Raw genomic sequence first — 19,259 nt, 5'->3', positions numbered from 1 at the left:
GTTCGAGGGTGAGGGGTGATGGATGTGGAAGGCTGAGGGTGAGGCGATGCGCGAGGAGGCGATGGAGGCGTCGGGCTCGATGTAAGGTAGGATGTTGCGAGGTGAGCGAGGGGTCGGGCTGAGGGTCGAGTCCCACCGGGAGGGGTGTGAGAGGGGTCAGGCTGAGGGTCGAGTCCCACCGGGAGGGGTGTGAGAGGGGTCAGGCTGAGGGTCGAGTCCCACCGGGAGGGGTGGATCATGCCCCCGAATGAGGGATAACCTGCAAGCGTTTACAGGCCCGAGAGGGGTCAGGGTGAGGGCGAGGCAAGGAGGGACGGGCGTGATGAGGGGTTGGTGCGCGGGTGGCGGGCGATTTGGCGTCCGCAGGGAGGCGGACCTGTGATGTACGGAGCCCAAAAAAAACGCCGGGCGAATGCCCGGCGTTAGCGTGTTACGCGCAGATGCGATGATGTGAGCCTTTATTCGGCGTCAGGAGGCTTGGGGAGGTCGGCGTCATCGTCCGGTTTGGTGGGGAGGTCGATGATGTCGATGTCGTGATCATCGGGGCTGTTGTTTTTGCCGCGGCGGCGGTGGTGGAGGGCGATACGGGCCTGCTGGTCGCGGATGGACGCGAGCAGGTCAGCGCGGAGCTCGGGCTGCTCGAAGGTGCTGGCGAGGATCTGGACGATGACGTTGGCGTACGCTTCGCGTGCGGCGTGGCGCGCGCCTTTGACGCGCTCAAAGGAGAGGACGTCATCATGGACCACGAGCTGGCGTGCGAAGTCGTTCTTGTAGGTGACGAGGTCGGCGACCAGGTCCACGATGCCGACATCGACGACCTGAACGTGGAGGTCGCGCTGGAGGCGGCGGGTGAGGAGGTCGTAGGCGGCGAGCTGCTCCTCCATACGGGAGGAGACCACGGGGCGTACGCCTCGGGGGAAGGCGACCTGGAGCACCTCGATGGCAGCGAGCTTGCGGGGCGTCTCGCGGTGTTGGGCGCCGAAGGTATCGCAGATATCATGGATCTGGGAGAGGGTGCGGGCGATGAGGGCGCTGGTTTTGACGGCTTCGGCTCGCGAGGGCAGTCCGGTTTGACCGGAGTTGGCCCATTGGTCGTCGAGGAGCTGGGAGCGTGCGCAGGCTTCGATGGCGATCTCAGTGCGGGAGCAGACCTCGTCGAGGCCGGCGTCGCAGGCTTTCTCAGCGATGTCGGAGAGGCAGAAGGCCATGCTGCCGTTGGGCTGCTGGTAGAGGTTGAGCGAACTCCAGGTGGTTTCAAACATAGTGTCTCCGTCGGGAGGGGAGCCGAAGGTAGGCTCAGGGTCAGCGCGGCGAGGGCATGGTCGACGGCATGCCCGGGGTGCGTTGAGGGTCCCCGACGGCATCGCAAGGCTGAGAGCTTGCGACGGAGATGTGCGACGCCAACGCCCGGCGAGGGGCTTCGACCTGAAGACGGGGAAGGTGGCCACGCGTCACCGCCCCGACACATCGCATATGAAGTGGGGGGAGTCTGGGCGCGGGGTGGCCAGGGTCAAGTCGATTTTTCGAGAACGGGGGCGTGTGGGTTTGGTAGCAGGCCATGATCGGGCCGCCATCGGTGGGGTCAGGCGAGTTCGGAGAGCTCCATCCAGCGCTCCAGGGCGGCCTCAAGTTCTGCGCTGAGTGTGGTCTTTTCTTCGTCGAGTGCGGCGACGGCTTCGTAGTCGGTGGCAGATGCGACCATGGCCTGGTCGATGGCTTCGAGACGCGCTTCGATCTCAGCGATGCGAGGCTCGAGGGCTTCGAGCTCGCGGCGCTCTTTGTAGGAGAGTTTGCGGGGGGCGTCGGGATTAGGGGCGGCCGGCTCGGGGGAGGTCGTGCGCTCGGCCTCGGCGCGAGCGGCAGCCTCCTGACGCTCTGCTCGGGCCTGCAGGGCGCGACGCTCTTCGAGGAAGGCGTAGTTGCCGGGGACCTCTTCGACGTGACCGTTCTCTTTGAAGGTGAGGAGGTGTTCGCAGGTTCGGTCGAGGAAGTAGCGGTCGTGGCTGACGGTGATGACGGCGCCTTCGAAGCTGTCGAGGTAGTCTTCGAGGACGGTGAGGGTGTCGACGTCGAGGTCGTTGGTGGGCTCGTCGAGGAGGAGGACGTTAGGCTGACGCATGAGGATGCGGAGGAGGTAGAGGCGTCGGCGCTCACCTCCGGAGAGTTTGTGGATGTAGGTCCACTGTTTGTCGCGGTCGAAGAGGAAGAGGTCGAGCATCTGGGAGGCGGTGAGGAAGCCATCGGAGGTGGGGATGCGGTGTGCGACCTCGGTGATGTAGTCGTGGACACGCATGTCGGGATCGAGGCCTTCGGCCTGCTGGTCGAAGTAGCCGATGACGACGGTTTCACCGATATCGACGACGCCCTGGTCGGGGGTGAGGCGGTTGGCGATGATGTTGAGGAGGGTCGATTTTCCGGCACCGTTGGGACCGACGATGCCGAGGCGGTCGCGGCGGTCGACGGTGTAGGAGACGTCGTTGAGGATGGTGCGACCTTCGTAGGCGTGGGAGACGTGGTCGAGGCGGATGATCTTTTTGCCGAGGCGACTCTCGACGGTGTCGATCTCGACCTTCTGCTCGTCGAGGTTGACGGCGCCGTCGATGAGGGCGTGGGCGCGCTGGATGCGGGATTTACTTTTGGTGGTGCGGGCTTTGGGGCCTCGACGCAGCCAGGCGAGTTCCTTTTTGGCGAGCTGAGCGCGCTTGGACTCGGCGATCTGTTTGAGCTCTTCGCGGTGTGCGCGAGCTTCGAGGAAGGCGGAGTAGTTGCCGGCGTGGCGGTAGACGGTGTGGTCTGCCAGCTCGAGGATGACGTTGGCGACACGGTCGAGGAAGTAACGGTCGTGGGTGATGAGCAGGAGGCCGGTGCTCCGGGAGGCCAGGTAGTCTTCGAGCCAGGCGACCGTCTCGATGTCGAGGTGGTTTGTGGGCTCATCGAGGATGAGGAGGTCGCTGGGGCGGACGAGGGAGCGGGCCATGGCGACGCGTTTTTGCTGGCCACCGCTCATCTGACCGACGGGCTGGTCGTGGTTGAGGATGCCGAGCTGGGAGAGGATGGTTTTGGCCTCGTTCTCCAGGGTCCAGCCGCCGACGCGGTCCATCTCTTCGCCGAGCTCGGCGACGCGCATGATGAGGTCGTTGTCCTCAGGGTTGGTGGCGAGTGCGCGGCAGGCGGCCTCGTAGGCCTCGACGACGCGGAAGGCCTGGGGTCCATCGGCGATGACGGTCTCCAGCGCGGTGCGTTCGGGATCGAGATCGGGTTCCTGGGGGAGGTATTCGATGCGGGCCTGGCGGGCGTGGGTGACCTTGCCTTCGTCGGGGGGCTCGAGGCCGAGGAGGATACGAAGGAGGGTGGTCTTGCCGGCGCCGTTGACGCCGAGGAGGCCGACGCGATCGTCTGCGCCCAGGCCAAAGCTGACGTCTTTAAAGAGGGTGCGGTCGCCGAAGGATTTTGCGACGGAGTCCACAGAGATGACGACCATAGAGCCTCAGATCCCCCCTGGCGGGGGGAGGAGTAAGGGGGAGCGCGTGGGTGTGGAGAGGCGGGTACCGAATGGGGGTTACATCGAGCGTCGGTATTGCCCGCCGACCTCGTAGAGGGCGCGGGTGATCTGCCCGAGGCTTGCGACGCGGACGGTGCGCATAAGCTCATCGAAGATGTTGCCGTCGCTGAGCGCGACCTCTTTGAGGCGTTGGAGGGCGGCGTCGGTCCGGGCGTCGTGGTCGGACTTGAAGCTGGCGAGGTTGTCGAGCTGGGTTTGTTTCTCTTCGGTGGTGGAGCGGATCAGCTCGAGTGTGGTGCCATCGCTGTCGTCGATACCTTCAGGTGCGATGAAGGTGTTGACGCCAATGATAGGGAGTTCGCCGGAGTGCTTCTTGAGTTCGTAGTGGATGGACTCATCCTGGATTTTGGAGCGCTGGTACTGGGTCTCCATGGCGCCGAGGACACCACCGCGGCGGCTGATGGCCTCGAACTCCTGGAGGACGGCTTCTTCGACGAGATCAGTGAGTTCGTCGATGACAAAGGAGCCCTGCCAGGGGTTCTCGTTCATGGAGAGGCCGAACTCGCGGTTAATGATCATCTGGATGGCCATGGCGCGGCGGACGCTGGCCTCGGTGGGGGTGGTGATGGCTTCGTCAAAGGCGTTGGTGTGGAGGCTGTTGCAGTTGTCGAAGAGGGCCAGGAGCGCCTGGAGGGTGGTGCGGATGTCGTTAAACTGGATCTCCTGGGCGTGCAGGGAGCGGCCGGAGGTCTGGATGTGGTACTTGAGCTTCTGGGAGCGCTCATTGGCGCCGTAGCGCTCGCGCATGGCGACGGCCCAGATGCGGCGGGCAACGCGGCCGAGCACGGTGTACTCGGGGTCCATGCCGTTGGAGAAGAAGAAGGAGAGGTTAGGGGCGAAGTCGTCGATGTTCATGCCCCTGGCGAGGTAATATTCGACGAAGGTGAAGCCGTTGGCCAGGGTGAAGGCGAGCTGGCTGATGGGGTTCGCGCCGGCCTCGGCGATGTGGTAGCCGCTGATGGAGACGGAGTAATAATTTCGGACCCTGTGGTCGACGAAGTACTCCTGGATGTCGCCCATCATCTTCAGGGCGAACTCGGTGGAGAAGATGCAGGTGTTCTGGGCCTGGTCTTCCTTGAGGATGTCGGCCTGGACGGTGCCGCGGACGACCTGGAGGGCGTTCTCGGCGATGTCGTCGCGCTCGGCGTCGGAGGGCGCCCTGCCCTCGCGCGAGGTGAAGGCGTCGACCTGCTGGTCAATGGCGGTGTTGAGGAACATCGCCAGGATGATGGGCGCCGGACCGTTGATGGTCATCGAGACGCTGGTGTTGGGGGCGCAGAGGTCGAAGCCGTCGTAGAGGCGCTTCATGTCGTCGAGGGTGCAGACGCTGACGCCGGAGTTTCCGACTTTCCCGTAGATGTCGGGGCGAAGGTCGGGGTCTTCGCCATAGAGGGTCACCGAATCGAAGGCCGTCGAGAGGCGGTTGGCGGGCTCCCCCTCGCAGAGGTAGTGGAAACGTTTGTTGGTGCGCTCGGGGGTGCCTTCGCCCGCGAACATGCGCTTGGGCTCTTCGTCGCGGCGTTTGAAGTTGAAGACGCCGGCGGTGAAGGGAAACTCCCCGGGGACGTTCTCAAGGAGCTGCCAGCGGACGATGTCGCCCCAGTCCTGGAAGCGCGGCAGGGAGACGCGGCGGATCTTGGAGCCGGAGAGGGAGGTGGAGGTTAGCTCGAAGCGGCGGACCTTGTCCCGAATCTGAACTTCGAAGTGGTCGCCGGCGTAGCGCGCTTTGAGGTCATCCCAGCCGTCGAGGAGTTTTTGGGTGCGGCGGTCGAGGCGATCTTCGAGCTCATCGCGGCGGGCGTGGAGGGCCTCGGCGTTGTCTTCGCCCAGGAGCTTTGCGGCGCCGTCGAGCTGGTAGAGTTTGGTGGCGACATCGGCCTGCTGCTCGGCCCAGGCGCGGTAGCCGCGGCAGGTGTTGGCGATATCGGCCAGGTAGCGGGTGCGGTCGGCGGGGATGATCGTGTGGGTCTTCTGGCTGACGGGGCCGTCGAAGCTCCAGCGGGAGTCGAAGCTGCCGAAGAAGCGGGTGGCCAGGGCGTGGTAGAGGGCGCTGACGCCGGTGTCGCCGAACTGGCTGGCGATGGTGCCGAAGACGGGGACCTCTTCATCGGGGATGTCGTAGGAGATCTGACGGTTGCGACGCAGCTGCTTGCGGACAGCGCGCAGGGCGTCTTCGCTGCCAGCCTTCTCGAACTTGTTGATGGCGACGAAGTCGGCGTAGTCGAGCATGCCGATCTTCTCGAGCTGGGTGTGTGCACCAAACTCGCTGGTCATCACGTAGAGGGAGCAGTCAGCGTAGTCGACGATGTCGGCGTCCCCCTGACCGATGCCGCTTGTCTCCACGATGACAAGATCGAAGCCGGCGGCCTGAACGACCGTGAGGGCGTCCGCGAGGGCGTCGGAGACTTCGCCCTTGGAGCCGCGGGTGGCCAGCGAGCGCATGTAGACGCGGTCGTCGTCGATGGCGTTCATGCGGATGCGGTCGCCGAGCAGCGCCCCGCCGGTCTTCTTGCGGGAGGGGTCGACGCAGATGAGCGCGATGCGTCGGTCGTCGAAGTCCATGAGGAAGCGGCGGATGAGCTCGTCAGTGAGGCTGCTCTTCCCTGCCCCGCCGGTGCCGGTGATGCCGAGGACCGGCGCTGCGGTCTGGGGGGCCGGGAGGCTGAGTTCGCCAAGGCGGCCCTGCTCCGCCATGGTGATCGCGCGCGCCAGGGCGCCGGGGCGAGCGGCGAGGACCTCGGAGGGCTCGGCGACGCCGACGCGGGCGACCGGATCGTAGTCGGTGAGTTCGAGCATGTGGTTGATCATGCCCTGGAGGCCGAGGCGGCGGCCGTCTTCCGGGCTGAAGATCTTCTGAACACCGTAGGCTTCGAGCTCGGCGATCTCCTCGGGGACGATCACCCCGCCCCCGCCGCCAAAGACCTTGATGTGGGAGGCGCCCCGCTCTTTCAGCAGGTCGACCATGTATTTGAAAAATTCGACATGTCCGCCCTGGTAGCTGCTGATGGCGATGCCCTGGGCGTCTTCGGCGATGGCGGCGTTGACGATCTCGTTGACGGAGCGATTGTGACCCAGGTGAATCACCTCGGCGCCGGAGGCCTGGAGGATGCGGCGCATGACGTTGATGGCGGCGTCGTGGCCATCGAAGAGGCTGGCGGCGGTCACAAAACGCACGGCGTGGGTCAGAGAGATGGGGGTGTTGACCGTGTCGGGTGCGAGGGCGTGGACGCTCATAGGCTCATCCGTATGTTCTGGGTCTGGAGGTCCGGGCTCGCTCGCCGTGAGCGCCCGGCTTGAAGTATGATGGGGGCACTTAAGCAAATGGCGCCCCCTGTTGACAAGCCCCCGGAGCGAGGATGTAGCGGTCCCCTCGTCTCCACGTTCCCCGAGGCATCGATGCCCGTCCCAGACGCCCTTCGACGTTGGTTCATTGTGCATTTTGTGGCCGACGTGATCTTTGCGGTGCCCCTGATGGTGGCACCCGTCGCCTTTTTGACCGCCCTGGGATGGGACAGCGTCGACCCGATCAGCGCTCGCCTCGTCGGGGCAGCGTTGATCGGTATCGGCGTGGAGTCCTGGTTGGGTCGCGACCGTTCAGCGTCGTCGTACCTGACGATGCTTCGGTTGAAGGTGCTGTGGTCGGCCAGCGCCTGCGTTGGCATCTTCGTGTCGATGCTTCAAGGGGCGCCGGCGATGGGGTGGGCCTTCTTTGCGATCTTCGCCGGGTTTAACACGCTGTGGCTCACCTGGTACCGGCGCCTGAAGAACGCTCAGACCGTAGCGACGTAGAGCTCCGGATCGACCTCAACCTGCAGGAGGTTCTCAATGGCCAGCAGGGTTCCGGTCATGGAGGCAGGGCAGGTTCCGCAGGCGCCCTCGTAGCGCACCAGGAGCTGGTTATCGACCAGGCCCATGATCTTGAGACCGCCGCCGTCGCCGGCGAGGAAGGGCATGATGTGCTCGTCGATGGTCTCGCGGATAAGCGGGATGCGGGGGTCGTCCATGCCCGGGAGGTCAGAGTCGTCGGTGTCGTCGCCGCTGACCGAGAGGCCACCCTCGGGGTTAGCGTCGGCGAAGCTGGCGGCGCGGATGGGCTCGGCCACGGCGCGCAGGAGTTGCGACCACTCGGCGCCGCCATCCTGGGTGACCGTGATCCAGCGGTCGGCGAAGTAGACGCTGATGACGTGGTCGATCTCGAAGATCGCTTTGGCCAGGGGAACGGTCGACGCCTGGTTGAAGTCCTCGAAGGAGCGGGTCACGAAGCCGTGGGTGATGGCCTCGGTGAGGACGAACTTCATGGCGTTGGGGTTTGGGGTGGGCTCGATCTCGGCGATTTTCATGGGTTACTCCTTGCTCCAGATGTCCGAGTCGCCCTCGGTGGAGGTCTCGTCGTCGCCTTCGAGGGCGGCGTGCATGGCGTGCCAGGGGAGCACGGCGCATTTGACCCGCTGGGGAAGCTGGGCCACCCCTTCGAAGACCGTAAGGTGGCCGAGGCTGTGGTCGCCCTGAAGATCGAGTTCGCCGGTGAGCATCGCCCGGAACTCCTCGATGAGTTGCTCGGCCGACTCGACCTTTTTGCCCTTGATGCGGGTGGTCATCATCGAGGCGGCAGCTTTGGAGATGGCGCAGCCGCTGCCCTCAAAGCTGACGGCTTCGACGATGTTATCGTCGTTCACGCGGGCGTAGATGGTGTAGTTATCCCCGCAGAGGGGGTTGGTGCCCTGGGCGACGCGGTTGGCGCCTTCGAGGGGACCGAAGTTACGAGGCTTGCGATTATGATCCAGGATCACCTCCTGGTAGAGCGCGCGCATATCACTCATACGCCGAAGATCTCCTTGACCGAGTGGATGCCGGCGACGAGGCGGTCGATGTCCTGGTCGTCGTTGTAGAATGCGAAAGAGGCGCGGGCGGTGGCCGGCACGCCCAGGCGCGTCATGACGGGCTGGGCGCAGTGGTGGCCGGCGCGGATGGCGACGCCTTCGCTGTCGAGGATGGAGCCGATGTCGTGGGGATGGACGCCTTCAATGTCGAAGGAGAGGACGGAGGCCTTGTGTTCGGCGGTGCCGATGAGGCGCACGCCGGGGATGGCGCCGAGGCGCTCGGTGGCCTTCGCCAGCAGTTCGGCCTCGCGCGCGGCGATGCGCTCAAAGCCCAGCTCCTGAAGGTAGTCGATGGCCGCGCCCATGCCCACGCCGGCGGCGATGGAAGGGGTGCCCGCCTCGAACTTATGGGGGAGCCCGTTGTAGGTGGTGCCCTCCCAGCTCACGTTCAGGATCATATCGCCACCGCTTCGGTAAGGCGGCATCTTCTCAAGCCAGCGCTCCTTGCCGTAGAGGACACCGATGCCGGTGGGGCCGCAGAGCTTATGGGAGGAGAAGGCGTAGAAGTCGGCGTCGAGCGCCTGCACGTCAACCTGCATGTGGGCCACGGCCTGGGCGCCGTCGATGAGCACGGGGATATCGCGAGCGTGCGCGCGAGCGATGATCTCTTCGATGGGGTTGACGGTGCCCAGAGCGTTGGAGACGTGGTTGACGCCGACGATGCGGGTGCGATCCGTCAGGAGCTCGTCGAGATCGTCGAGCAGAAGCTCACCGCGGTCGTTGATGGGGATGACGTCAATAAAGGCGCCAACCTCCTCACAGATGCGCTGCCAGGGCACGATGTTGGCGTGGTGCTCCAGAGCCGAGAGGAGCACGCGGTCGCCTTGCTTCAAGAAGGCCTTACCGAAGCTGTGCGCCACCAGGTTGATGGCGTCGGTGGTGCCGCCGGTAAAGATGCACTCTTTGAGCGAAGGCGCGTTGAGCAGCTGCTGGACCTTGAGGCGCACGTCTTCAAAGGCTTGCGTAGCACGCTGGCTCAAGGTGTGGACGCCCCGATGCACGTTGGAGTGCAGCGTGCTGTGGTACCAGACCAGCCGGTCGATGACCTGCTGCGGCATCTGGGCGGAGGCGGCGGTGTCGAGGTAGGCCAGCGGGTGGCCGTTGATCGACTGCGCCAGGATGGGGAAGTCGGCGCGGACCTCCTCCCAGGAGCGGTTGAGGGCGGTGGGTTGTGCGGACATCTGAACCTCGTTAGGCCCGGGCTTTGAGCCCGGGCCCGTGTGCTGCTTAAAGCCCGGTGTCGGTGGAGGCGATCACGGCGTCGGCCAGCGATTCGCGTACCGAGGCGACCGTGATGGTCTCAATGACTTCGGCGGCGAAGGCGAAGGTCAGCAAGTTGCGCGCCTGCGCCTCATCGATGCCGCGGCTCTGCAGGTAGAAGAGCTGCTCGTCTTCGAGCTGCCCGACGGTGGCGCCGTGCGAGCAGACGACATCGTCGGCCAGAATCTCAAGCTGGGGCTTGGTGTCGACGTGACCCCGAGCCGAAAGGATGAGGTTCTGGTTGAGCTGCTCGGAGCGGGTGTTCTGTGCGTCCTGGCGGACAAAAATCTTACCGTTGAACACCGTGTGGGCCCGATCATCGACGATGGTCTTGTGCAGCTGGTAGCTGCGCGAGTTGGGCAGCGCGTGGTCGATGGCGGTGTGGGTGTCGGCGACCTGCTTGCCGCGCACCAACGCGAGCCCGTCGAGGGTGCAGTCGATGTTCTGACCGACGTAGCGCGCGTAGGAGTCGTTGCGGGAGAGCGCCGCCCCCAGGGTGATGGCCGTCGAGATGTAGCGGGCATCCTGAGAGAGGGTCACCAGGTTTCGGGCGACGTGGAAGGCGTCGGTGGATTCGCGCTGCACTTTGAAGTGCTTGACGTCCGCGTTGGCCCCGACGATGACCTCGTCGACGACGTTGTTGAGGTAGGCGCCCTCGCCAGCCCCGCGGTACTCCTCCACCACGGTGAGCTCAGCGCTCTCACCGGCGACGATGAGGTTGCGGGGGTTGGCGTGCACCGCGCCCTTCTCACCGGTGGTGAGGAAGAGGAGGTGAATGGGCTTCTCAACGACCTTTCCGCGCGGCACGAGGATGACCGCACCGTGACCGAACTGGGCGGTGTTGACCTCGTAGAAGACGTCGTTGTTGAAGTAGTCGTTGGTGCCGACGTACTCGGCCAGGGTGTCGACCTGATCGTGATCGAGGACCTGGCTCCAGTCGGCGATGACGACGCCTTCGGGAAGCTCCGCGGTCGATGAACGCGCGCTATCAAAACGCCCGTTGATGTAAACGAGCGTCGCGGCGCAATCTTCGGCGAGTCTGAGGGCGTCGATGGCCTCATCACCCGGATCGACGTTGACGTCGTCGGGAGAGATGAACTCGGTGTCGAAGATGGTGGCCGGCTTGATAAAGCGCCATTCCTCGTGACGAGAGGTCGGCACGTCGATGGAGGTGATGCGACCGAGCGATTCGGTGCGCAGCGCTGCCCACCAGCCCGGGAGCCCCTGGTCTGCCAGGGGGCCGGGCTGAGCGAGCGACTCACCGATGAAGGGGTGCTGCTCCGGGGTGTTCTTCAACGCGCTCATGCCGCTCCTTGCTCTTCCAGGATCCAGTCGTAGCCACGCTCTTCGAGCTCGAGGGCGAGCTCCTTGCCGCCGGACTTGACCAGGCGACCGCCGGCCATCACGTGCACAAAGTCGGGCTGCACGTAGTTGAGAAGGCGCTGGTAGTGGGTGACGAGCACCACGGCGTTACCTTCGTTGGAGAGGGCGTTGATGCCGTTGGCCACGACGCGCAGCGCGTCGATGTCGAGCCCGCTGTCGGTCTCATCGAGGAGCGCGACGCGCGGATTAAGCACCGCCATCTGCAGAATTTCGTTGCGCTTTTTCTCACCGCCGGAGAAGCCGACGTTGACGCTGCGGTTGAGGAAGGCCGGATCCATCTCAACGAGCTTCATGCGCTCGCGGACGTAGTCGTCAAACTCCAGCGGGTCGAGCTCGTCGAGGCCGTTGGCGATTTGTTTGGCGTTGTAGGCCTGGCGAAGGAAGGCCGCGTTGGAGACGCCGGGGACTTCGACCGGGTACTGGAAGGCCAGGAAAAGTCCGGCGCGGGCGCGCTCATCGGCCTCAAGCTCAAAGAGGTCGTTGCCCTCAAAGGTGACTTCGCCGCCGGCAACTTCGTAAGAGGGGTGGCCTGCGAGGACTTTGGTCAGCGTGCTCTTACCGCTGCCGTTGGGGCCCATAATCGCATGCACCTCCCCGGGATTTACCGTGAGGTTGACACCTTTAAGGATCGTCTCCTCGCCAACCGTGGCGCGTAGATCTTTGACTTGCAGTAGCATAATGCGTCCTTCGATTTTAGAGCGCGGTCAAAGGGCGACGCGCTCGTCGCGTTTGTACGTCGGGCGGGCGGCCACGGGGCCGACCCGGTGATATCTGTCAGGGGGCTTAACCCACCGAACCTTCGAGTTTGATGCCAAGCAGCTTCTGGGCTTCGACGGCGAACTCCATCGGGAGTTCCTGGAAGACGTCTTTGCAGAAGCCGTTAATGATCATCGAGATGGCGTCTTCCATCTCGATGCCGCGCTGCTGGAAGTAGAAGATCTGATCTTCGCCGATGCGCGAGGTCGAGGCCTCGTGCTCCACTTTGCCGGTGGGGTTGCGCACGTCGATGTAGGGGAAGGTGTGCGCGCCGCAGCGGTCGCCGATGAGCATGGAGTCACATTCGGAGTAGTTGCGCGCGCCGTCGGCACCGGGGGCGATCTTGACGAGGCCGCGGTAGCTGTTCTGCGAGCGACCCGCCGAGATGCCCTTGGAGATGATGGTGGAGCGGGTATTTTTGCCGATGTGCACCATCTTCGTACCGGTATCGGCCTGCTGCATGTTGTTGGTCAGCGCCACCGAATAGAACTCACCGATGGACTCGTCGCCCTTCAGGATGCAGGAGGGGTACTTCCAGGTGATGGCCGAGCCGGTCTCCACCTGGGTCCAGGAGATCTTGGAGCGGCGGCCGGCGCAGAGCCCGCGCTTGGTCACAAAGTTGTAGATGCCGCCCTTGCCTTCCTCGTCGCCGGCGAACCAGTTCTGGACGGTCGAGTATTTGATCTCGGCGTCGTCCAGGGCGACCAGCTCGACGACAGCCGCGTGCAGCTGGTTGGTATCGAACTGCGGCGCGGTGCACCCCTCCAGGTAGCTGACGTGGCCGCCGTCTTCGCAGACGATCAGCGTGCGCTCAAACTGCCCGGTGTTCTGGGTGTTGATGCGGAAGTAGGTCGAGAGCTCCATGGGGCACTTGACCCCTTTGGGGATGAACACAAAGGAGCCGTCGGTGAAGACCGCCGAGTTGAGCGCCGCGTAGAAGTTGTCGGTATAAGGCACGACCGAGCCGAGGTACTTTTTGATCAGCTCGGGATGCTCCTGCACCGCCTCGGAGAAGGAGCAGAAGATGACGCCCGCCTCGCTCAGACGCTTCTTGAAGGTCGTGGCCACCGAGACCGAGTCGAAGACGGCGTCGACGGCGACGTTCTGAAGCATCTTCTGTTCGTGAAGCGGGATGCCGAGCTTCTCGTAGACTTCGAGGATGTCGGGGTCGACCTCATCGAGGCTGGCCTTCTTCTCTTTCTGCTTGGGGGCCGCGTAGTAGATGATGTCGTCGAAGTTCGGCTTCTGATAGTGGACGTTGGCCCACTCCGGCTCCTCCAGGGTGAGCCAGTGCCGGTAGGCTTTGAGGCGGAACTCCAGCATGAACTCCGGCTCGTTTTTCTTGGCCGAGATCAGACGGATGACGTCTTCATTGAGCCCCGGGGGGATCGTCTCGGTCTCAATGTCCGAGACGAACCCGTACTTATAGGGGCGATCCAGCATGGACTCGATATTTGAACTCATCGTCTTACCTCGGGGTTGGTGATGCCTGGGGAGCGAGCCTGCGGCGTGTTGAAGCTCAGTGGGACGAGCCCTGCGGCGCAGGTCGCTCGGAGTGCGTAAGGTGCTGACGGTTCAGGTGGCGCCGCACGCTGGCTTCGTCTGCCAGGAGCGTGGCCAACGAGATCCCGTCGAGGGTCTCAATGACAAAGTTGGAGATGTACGACCAGACCGGCCGAATCGAGCATCCGCAGCCGCGTGCGCACCGCTCCAACTCTCCGGTATGGCGTTCGCAGATGTCTTCGACCTCAAAGAGGCCGCCGAGCACGCGGATGACATCGCCCAGGCTGAGATTTTCAGCCGGCGCGGCCAGAAGAAAGCCGCCCTGGGCGCCGCGGCGCGAGTCGATGAGGCCGCCCTGAGCCAGGGTGCGCAAAATCTTCTGCGTGTAGGGCAAGGACATCCCCTCCAGGTCGGCGACGGCCTGCGCGGAGATCGACTCCCCGGGGGGCTGTTCGGCCACCCGGAGGATGCAGCGCAACCCGTACTCTTCCAGCGCTGTGATCTTCATCGAAACCTCGGTCCTCTGGAGCAGAAAAAAACAACGAAGCTCGCCGAACGCTTCGGGCGGCTCGATAGCATACTCAAACGTACGCATTCAAGGTGCTTTCGGACAATCCATACACTTTTGTATGAATTAAAGATGCCGCCCGCCGCCGGGGCCTTTTCTCACGCAGGTAACGGCCGGGTCGGCCGCTTTCTTTCCGCAGACGCTTTCTTTTCAAGAAAAAGCGCGTGCGACGCCTCATCTGGTGCGAGGTTCGCCCTTGAGCAAACGCCCGGCTCGCGCCATAACTCCCGGCCATGCCCCTGAAGGCAGCATGGCAACGAACGCAGATCAGCAGATTATATGACGCGGAGCAGGACGATGAGCGCCCCGACCTGGGAAGACCTTTCGATTGACGAGCTCGAAGAGCAGGTGCGTTACCACAACCGGAAGTACTGGGTGGATGACGCCCCGGAGATCAGCGACGAGTCGTTTGATCGCCTGGTGGAGGTGCTGCGCCGAAAAGCGCCCGGTAGCGAGGTGCTCAACCAGATCGGACCGGCGGGGGCCGACGTCGACGCCATCGATCCCAACGCTGAGAAACTCACCCATGACCCGCCGATGCTCTCGCTGGACAAGGCCTACGACGAAGCTACGCTCCTCAAATGGTACGAGAAGTTCGAGGGCGATGTGGTCGTTACGCCGAAGGTCGACGGGGTCGCCGGGTGCTTTCGCTACGACGCGCAGGGCCGGCTTAGCGTTGCGGCCACCCGTGGCACGGGCACCGTCGGGGAGGTGATCACCGAGCAGGTCCGCCGTATTAAGAAGTTGCCGCTTGAGGTCGACGCCTCCTCCATCGAGGTGCGTGGCGAAGCGTATATGCCGGTGGAGGTCTTTGAGCGGAAGTTCAAACACGATTACGCCAGCCCCCGAAACCTGACCGCCGGCGCGCTCAAGCTCAAAGATCCGGAGAAGACCGCCGACTACGAGCTTCGATTCTTCGCCTTTGATCTTCTGGGCGAAGACTTTGAGAGCGAGGCCGAGAAGATGGCGCGGCTCAAGGCCCTGGGCTTTGAGACACCGGAGACCTTTCAGGTCAACAACGACGCCATTCAGGCGACCTACGACGACATCGCCAGACGGCGCAGTCAGCTGGGCTACGAGACCGACGGGGTGGTCTACAAAGCCAACAGCATCGCAGAGCAGAAGCGCCTGGGCTCGACCGCGCACCACCCGCGCTGGGCGATCGCCTATAAGTTCCAGGGAGACGCCGGCGAGAGTGTGCTGCGCGATGTGGTGTGGAACGTCTCGCGCACCGGGGCGATCAATCCGGTGGGCATTGTCGATCCGGTGGTGCTCTCCGGCGCGACCGTGACCCGCGTGAGCCTGCATAACCTGGCGATCATGGAGCATCTCGGCGGCGAGGAGGGGCTGACGCTGGGTTCGAAGGTGCTGATGATGCGCCGCGGCGGGGTCATCCCCAACCTGGAGCAGGTGCTGGAAGCGGGTGATGAGCCCGTGGTGATCCCGAGCGAGTGCCCGGAGTGCGGCGCGCCCACCGAACGCCAGAATGACGTGCTGATGGCTCACCACAGCGAGAACTGCCGCGCGGCGAAGATCCGCCAGATCGAACATTTTGTGAGCCGCATGGAGATCAAAGGCTTTGGCCCCAAACTCCTGGAACAGCTCTACGACGCCGAGCTCGTCACCTCGCCGGTGGACCTCTTTACGCTGAGCGCCTCGGAGCTCATGGGGCTGGATCGCGTCGGGGAGATTCTGGCCAACAAACTCATCGAGCGCATCGAAGGCCGCAAAGAGGTGGAGGTCGAGAAGTTCTTGCAGGCCTTAGGGATCCATGAGCTCGGCAAACACGTCAGCGCCATACTCGCCGAGCGCTACGACTCGATGGACGACATCCGCGCGGTGGATGCGGAGGCGTTCGCCGAGGTGCATACCATCGGGGAGGTCATCGCCGCGTCGGTGACCCGCGGGTTGCAGGAGAACGCCGAGCTCATCGACGACCTGCTCGAGCACATCACGCTGGTCTTCCCCACCCCGCGAGAGGCTCCGGCAGTCGAGGGCTCGCCGCTGGCCGGAAAGCGCGTGCTCTTTACCGGGGCGATGGAGTCGATGACCCGCAAAGACGCCCAGGCGGAGGTGGAGAAGCGCGGCGGAGACTGCCCCTCCTCGGTGGTCAAAGATCTGGACTACCTGGTGATGGGGGATGCCGATATGGAGCGCTTTGAAGGTGGCTGGCGATCGAGCAAGCTCAAGAAGGCGGAGAAGTTCAACGCTGAGGGCGGTGAGATCGCGATTGTTGGTGAGTCGACCTTCCTGAAACTTCTGGAGGAAGGCGAAGGCTAAATGTTTGAGGGGTCGGGGCTGTTCTCTTTACAGACCCGACCCTGCTCTTTTTAGACCCTGCCAAACAGTAGGTACTGACATGCAGCAAGAAGTGGTGTGAGGGTGTTCAATAGACCTTTTACCCCGGGAGAGCATCTGTTAGTCTTCGCTTCACTTCGACACTGACCTACGTTCCGCGGCGCAGCAGCCCGGTCGCCTTGAACCTGCGACCCGCGCGCGGCAACCGCGCTCAGGGGCAGCCCCCCTGAGTCCGAGCGCTCAACGGGTGATGTTATGACCAGCTTTACGGGTGCGCAGTCTCGGGGGACCTTTCTGGTGGTCGACGACGAGCCGGATATCCTCGACGCGATCGCGCGCCTCTTTCGCAAAGAGTACACCGTGCTCACCGCGCAGTCGGTGGAGGAAGCGCTCAAGCTCATCGCCGCGCACGATGTGCAGGTGGTGATGACCGACCAGCGTATGCCCAAGATGTCGGGCATTGAGTTCCTGGCCGAGCTTCGCGAAGAACATCCCGAGATCGTACGCGTGCTCTTTACCGGGTACTCGAACATCTCGGATGTGATCGACGCGATCAACGAGGGGCACGTCTACCGCTACATCTCCAAGCCGTGGAAGCCGGTGGAGCTGCGGCTCTTTGTGGCGCAGGCCTTTGAGTACTACCGCGCTCAGCGCGAGCGGCGTGAGCTGCTCTCGCAGCTGCGCGAAGCCAATGAACAGCTTGAGGAGCAGAACGCGCTCTTGAGCGCGGCCAACGAAGAGCTCAAGCTGCTCGACCGGGTCAAAAACGTCTTTATGGAAGTCGTCAGCCACGAGCTGAACACGCCGATTGCGATCGTGTTTGGCTACACGTTTTTGCTGCGCAAAGAGCTCGGCGATGACCTCTCCTCGGTCGCCTCAAAGGCGCTCAGCGGGATCGACTCCAGCGCGGTGCGGCTCAAGAACATCTCCAACCGCATCTTCAAGATGCTGGGGGATGACGGCTCCGGCGAGGCGCTGGATCTGGAGTGGGTGGACGTGCGCAAGTTTGTGGACTCGCTCCAGGATCAGCTGGAGCCTTTTTTGCAGAAGCGACATCAGCGTCTGGAGACCATCGTGGCGCCGGAGGCTCAGAGCATCCTGGCCGACGAAGACAAGCTCAACGACATGTGCCTGAATCTGCTGATGAACGCGATCAAGTTCTCGTACGACGAGCAGGTCATTACGCTGGACATCGGTCTGTCCGACGATCCGGAGGTGCTGGCGCTGACGGTGCGCGACAGCGGTGTGGGAATCTCCGATGACGACATCGCGCAGATCTTCGATGTGTTTTTCAGCACCTTCAACACCGGGCACCACTCCTCGGGGCAGTTCGAGTTTAACAAGCGTGGCATCGGGTTGGGGCTGGCCGTCGCCAAACGCTTTGCGGAGATGCACGGGGGCTACATCAAGGTCGACAGTGAGGAGGGGCGCGGCTCGCTCTTCACGGTGTATCTGCCGGTGCGGCCGGAGCAGCAGACCTTGCGCGGCAGCGTGCAGACGCGGCAGCTGGCGCAACACGCGCCTCACTGAGCTTTATCGCCCTTCGTTTTCATCAACTTCAGGCGTGCTTTGAGCACGGCGTGGCGGGGATGGCTCTGCGGCACCCGGGTGAAGGTGTCGAGGGCGCAGTTGCGTTCGCCGGCGACCCACCACAGCCAGGTGTGGTCGGCCGGGTCGAGGCCGCCGGCCTGCCGCCAGCGTTCGAGCACCCGCTCGACGCATCCGGCACGCTCAGCAAGCGCATCGAAACCTTCTGCACGCTCGCCGGCCAGGATCATCCACTCACCTGCGAGGGGTTGCGAGAGGATCATCGGCATCCCCGTTTCTCGGGCGATGGCGCGAAGTTCGTGCCCGTAGATTCCAAGCAATGCGGGCTCAAGGGCACGGATCGGGTCGGCGTCTAAAGCGGCCTGGTCGAGCACAAAGAGCACAGCGCCCTCCCCGGCCAACTCCAGTACGCGTCTCACGTGCGCGCGGGCGCGCTGCGCTCGCTGCTCGGTGGTGGAGGCGCGGCCGTCGACCAGCGCGCCGATGGCGACAGCGAGCGTAAAGGGGCCCGCCTCGTCGACGTGCGCGTCGAAGAGGTCGGCGTAAAGCAGACTCATGTCGGACGGCAGGGTGGCGAGGGTCTGGCGGGCTTGTTCTATCAGCGCCGGATGACGCTCCACGCCTGTGTAGCGTACCGGGAGAGGCTTCAGGTAGGCGGCGAGAGCCGCCGGGCCGCATCCCAGATCAACGAGGTGGTCGCCGGAGTGCGGTCGGAGCGCGGCGATTGCCAGCTCAAAGCGCAGCCACTGCTCCAGCCGATGTCGCCAGCCAGCGCGCTGCGCGGGCTCTGCGGCCGACGCGAGCTCCTGGTAATAGTCGCCGATGCTGCTCATGACGACTCGTCGCTCACCCAGCTCGACACCGCGGAGAGCCCGTCTGCATCTTCCGAGAGCGCCCCTACCAACCCTCGAAGCGCCGCGACCACTTCGGACTCGCCAGCGTCGCTCGCCACCTCGATGGTCTCGCGCAAAAGCTCCCGGACGTTGAACATCTGCATGGACGTGCCGCGCAGTGTGGGCGTACGCGTCTGAAGGGTGGCCATGACCTCGTTCCAACGCCCCAGGTGTGCCTGGGCGGCAAGCGTTGTAGCCAGCACCTGGGCGCGGGGGGCGGCCTGGGCGGCGCGATCAAAGGCATCGTCCAGGGGCGCGCAGAGATGCAAAGCGCGCAGGGCGTCACCGCTCTGGAGCGCGATCAACGCGAGATTTAAGCGCACGAGGTTGGCCTCGTTGGAGCCCAGCGCCTCGTAGAGTTTGAGGGCCTGCTCCGCGCGCTCTCGAGCGCGCTCGACGTTGCCCTGAAGTCGGCTGCGCTCGGCGAGGTCGTTGAGGCAGTCGGCGACGCCGCTGATGTTGCCAACGCTCTCAAAGAGGGTCATCGCCTCTACGGTCGCGCTGCGGGAGGCTTCGACATCGCCGGCCTTGCGCGCGACATCGCCGAGGGCGTTGAGCGCGCGTGCCTGGCCGTAGGCGTCGCCCAGGCGGGCGTAGGCATCGCAAGC

At 64.1% G+C, this 19,259-nt stretch carries 15 protein-coding genes; 3 read left to right on the top strand and 12 right to left on the bottom strand.

The window, feature by feature from the left end:
* Window positions 1-458: 458 nt before the first annotated feature.
* The 3 genes from FRC96_RS20770 to icmF all read right to left on the bottom strand — a co-directional run bounded on the left by FRC96_RS20770 (window position 459) and on the right by icmF (window position 6,796).
* Window positions 459-1,262 (bottom strand): hypothetical protein, encoded by an 804-nt coding sequence (locus FRC96_RS20770; protein ID WP_146977471.1) that lies wholly within the window; start codon window positions 1,260-1,262, stop codon window positions 459-461.
* A 320-nt stretch (window positions 1,263-1,582) separates the two neighbouring features.
* Window positions 1,583-3,481 (bottom strand): ABC-F family ATP-binding cassette domain-containing protein, encoded by a 1,899-nt coding sequence (locus FRC96_RS20765; RefSeq protein ID WP_146977470.1) that lies wholly within the window; start codon window positions 3,479-3,481, stop codon window positions 1,583-1,585.
* A 78-nt stretch (window positions 3,482-3,559) separates the two neighbouring features.
* On the bottom strand, window positions 3,560-6,796 hold the full coding sequence (gene icmF, locus FRC96_RS20760) for a fused isobutyryl-CoA mutase/GTPase IcmF (RefSeq protein ID WP_146977469.1): 3,237 nt from the start codon (window positions 6,794-6,796) through the stop codon (window positions 3,560-3,562).
* Between the two features lie 162 nt (window positions 6,797-6,958).
* Here icmF and FRC96_RS20755 point away from each other — a divergent pair, with 162 nt between their 5' ends.
* The gene (locus tag FRC96_RS20755; RefSeq protein WP_146977468.1) at window positions 6,959-7,351 is read left to right on the top strand and encodes a hypothetical protein; all 393 of its coding nucleotides are present in this window, start codon (window positions 6,959-6,961) and stop codon (window positions 7,349-7,351) included.
* Here FRC96_RS20755 and FRC96_RS20750 read toward each other — a convergent pair.
* The 7 genes from FRC96_RS20750 to FRC96_RS20720 form a co-directional block, all read right to left on the bottom strand.
* The gene (locus tag FRC96_RS20750; RefSeq protein ID WP_146977467.1) at window positions 7,333-7,902 is read right to left on the bottom strand and encodes a NifU family protein; all 570 of its coding nucleotides are present in this window, start codon (window positions 7,900-7,902) and stop codon (window positions 7,333-7,335) included. The two genes, FRC96_RS20755 and FRC96_RS20750, sit on opposite strands and share 19 nt — an antisense overlap.
* A 3-nt stretch (window positions 7,903-7,905) precedes the next feature.
* Window positions 7,906-8,382: a Fe-S cluster assembly sulfur transfer protein SufU gene (gene sufU, locus FRC96_RS20745; RefSeq protein ID WP_146977466.1), complete on the bottom strand. Its 477-nt coding sequence runs from the start codon at window positions 8,380-8,382 to the stop codon at window positions 7,906-7,908.
* Window positions 8,379-9,623, bottom strand: coding sequence for a cysteine desulfurase (locus FRC96_RS20740; RefSeq protein WP_146977465.1), 1,245 nt, complete (start codon window positions 9,621-9,623; stop codon window positions 8,379-8,381). Before FRC96_RS20740 ends, sufU begins: the two co-directional genes overlap by 4 nt.
* A 46-nt stretch (window positions 9,624-9,669) precedes the next feature.
* The gene (gene sufD, locus FRC96_RS20735) at window positions 9,670-11,007 is read right to left on the bottom strand and encodes a Fe-S cluster assembly protein SufD (RefSeq protein ID WP_146977463.1); all 1,338 of its coding nucleotides are present in this window, start codon (window positions 11,005-11,007) and stop codon (window positions 9,670-9,672) included.
* Complete coding sequence (gene sufC / locus FRC96_RS20730; protein ID WP_146977462.1) at window positions 11,004-11,762, bottom strand: Fe-S cluster assembly ATPase SufC; 759 nt, start codon at window positions 11,760-11,762, stop codon at window positions 11,004-11,006. The genes sufD and sufC overlap by 4 nt, the downstream gene beginning before the upstream one ends.
* A gap of 106 nt (window positions 11,763-11,868) precedes the next feature.
* Complete coding sequence (gene sufB, locus FRC96_RS20725; RefSeq protein WP_146977460.1) at window positions 11,869-13,305, bottom strand: Fe-S cluster assembly protein SufB; 1,437 nt, start codon at window positions 13,303-13,305, stop codon at window positions 11,869-11,871.
* Between the two features lie 55 nt (window positions 13,306-13,360).
* A complete protein-coding gene (locus FRC96_RS20720) occupies window positions 13,361-13,852 on the bottom strand; it encodes an RrF2 family transcriptional regulator (RefSeq protein WP_230470532.1) in 492 nt (163 codons plus the stop codon).
* Between the two features lie 357 nt (window positions 13,853-14,209).
* Here FRC96_RS20720 and ligA point away from each other — a divergent pair, with 357 nt between their 5' ends.
* Together ligA and FRC96_RS20710 are read left to right on the top strand one after the other, a co-directional pair.
* Window positions 14,210-16,192, top strand: a complete 1,983-nt coding sequence (gene ligA, locus FRC96_RS20715) for an NAD-dependent DNA ligase LigA (RefSeq protein ID WP_230470531.1) — start codon at window positions 14,210-14,212, stop codon at window positions 16,190-16,192.
* A gap of 273 nt (window positions 16,193-16,465) precedes the next feature.
* Window positions 16,466-17,740, top strand: a complete 1,275-nt coding sequence (locus tag FRC96_RS20710) for a hybrid sensor histidine kinase/response regulator (RefSeq protein WP_146977455.1) — start codon at window positions 16,466-16,468, stop codon at window positions 17,738-17,740.
* On the opposite strand, the gene FRC96_RS20705 is transcribed toward FRC96_RS20710, so the two are convergent.
* Both FRC96_RS20705 and FRC96_RS20700 read right to left on the bottom strand, forming a co-directional pair.
* Window positions 17,734-18,591 carry a class I SAM-dependent methyltransferase gene (locus tag FRC96_RS20705; RefSeq protein ID WP_146977453.1) on the bottom strand — a complete coding sequence of 286 codons (858 nt, stop codon included), beginning with the start codon at window positions 18,589-18,591 and terminating at the stop codon, window positions 17,734-17,736. The genes FRC96_RS20710 and FRC96_RS20705 overlap by 7 nt on opposite strands.
* On the bottom strand, window positions 18,588-19,259 hold a 672-nt coding region (locus FRC96_RS20700; protein WP_146977452.1), incomplete at its 5' end, for a tetratricopeptide repeat protein. The genes FRC96_RS20700 and FRC96_RS20705, both read right to left, overlap by 4 nt.

Origin of the sequence: Lujinxingia vulgaris, assembly GCF_007997005.1 — a bacterium.
In the GTDB taxonomy this organism is placed as follows: Bacteria; Myxococcota_A; Bradymonadia; order Bradymonadales; family Bradymonadaceae; genus Lujinxingia.
Note: the sequence above shows the minus strand (reverse complement) of the source record. Positions and strands in the feature narration are given on the sequence as shown.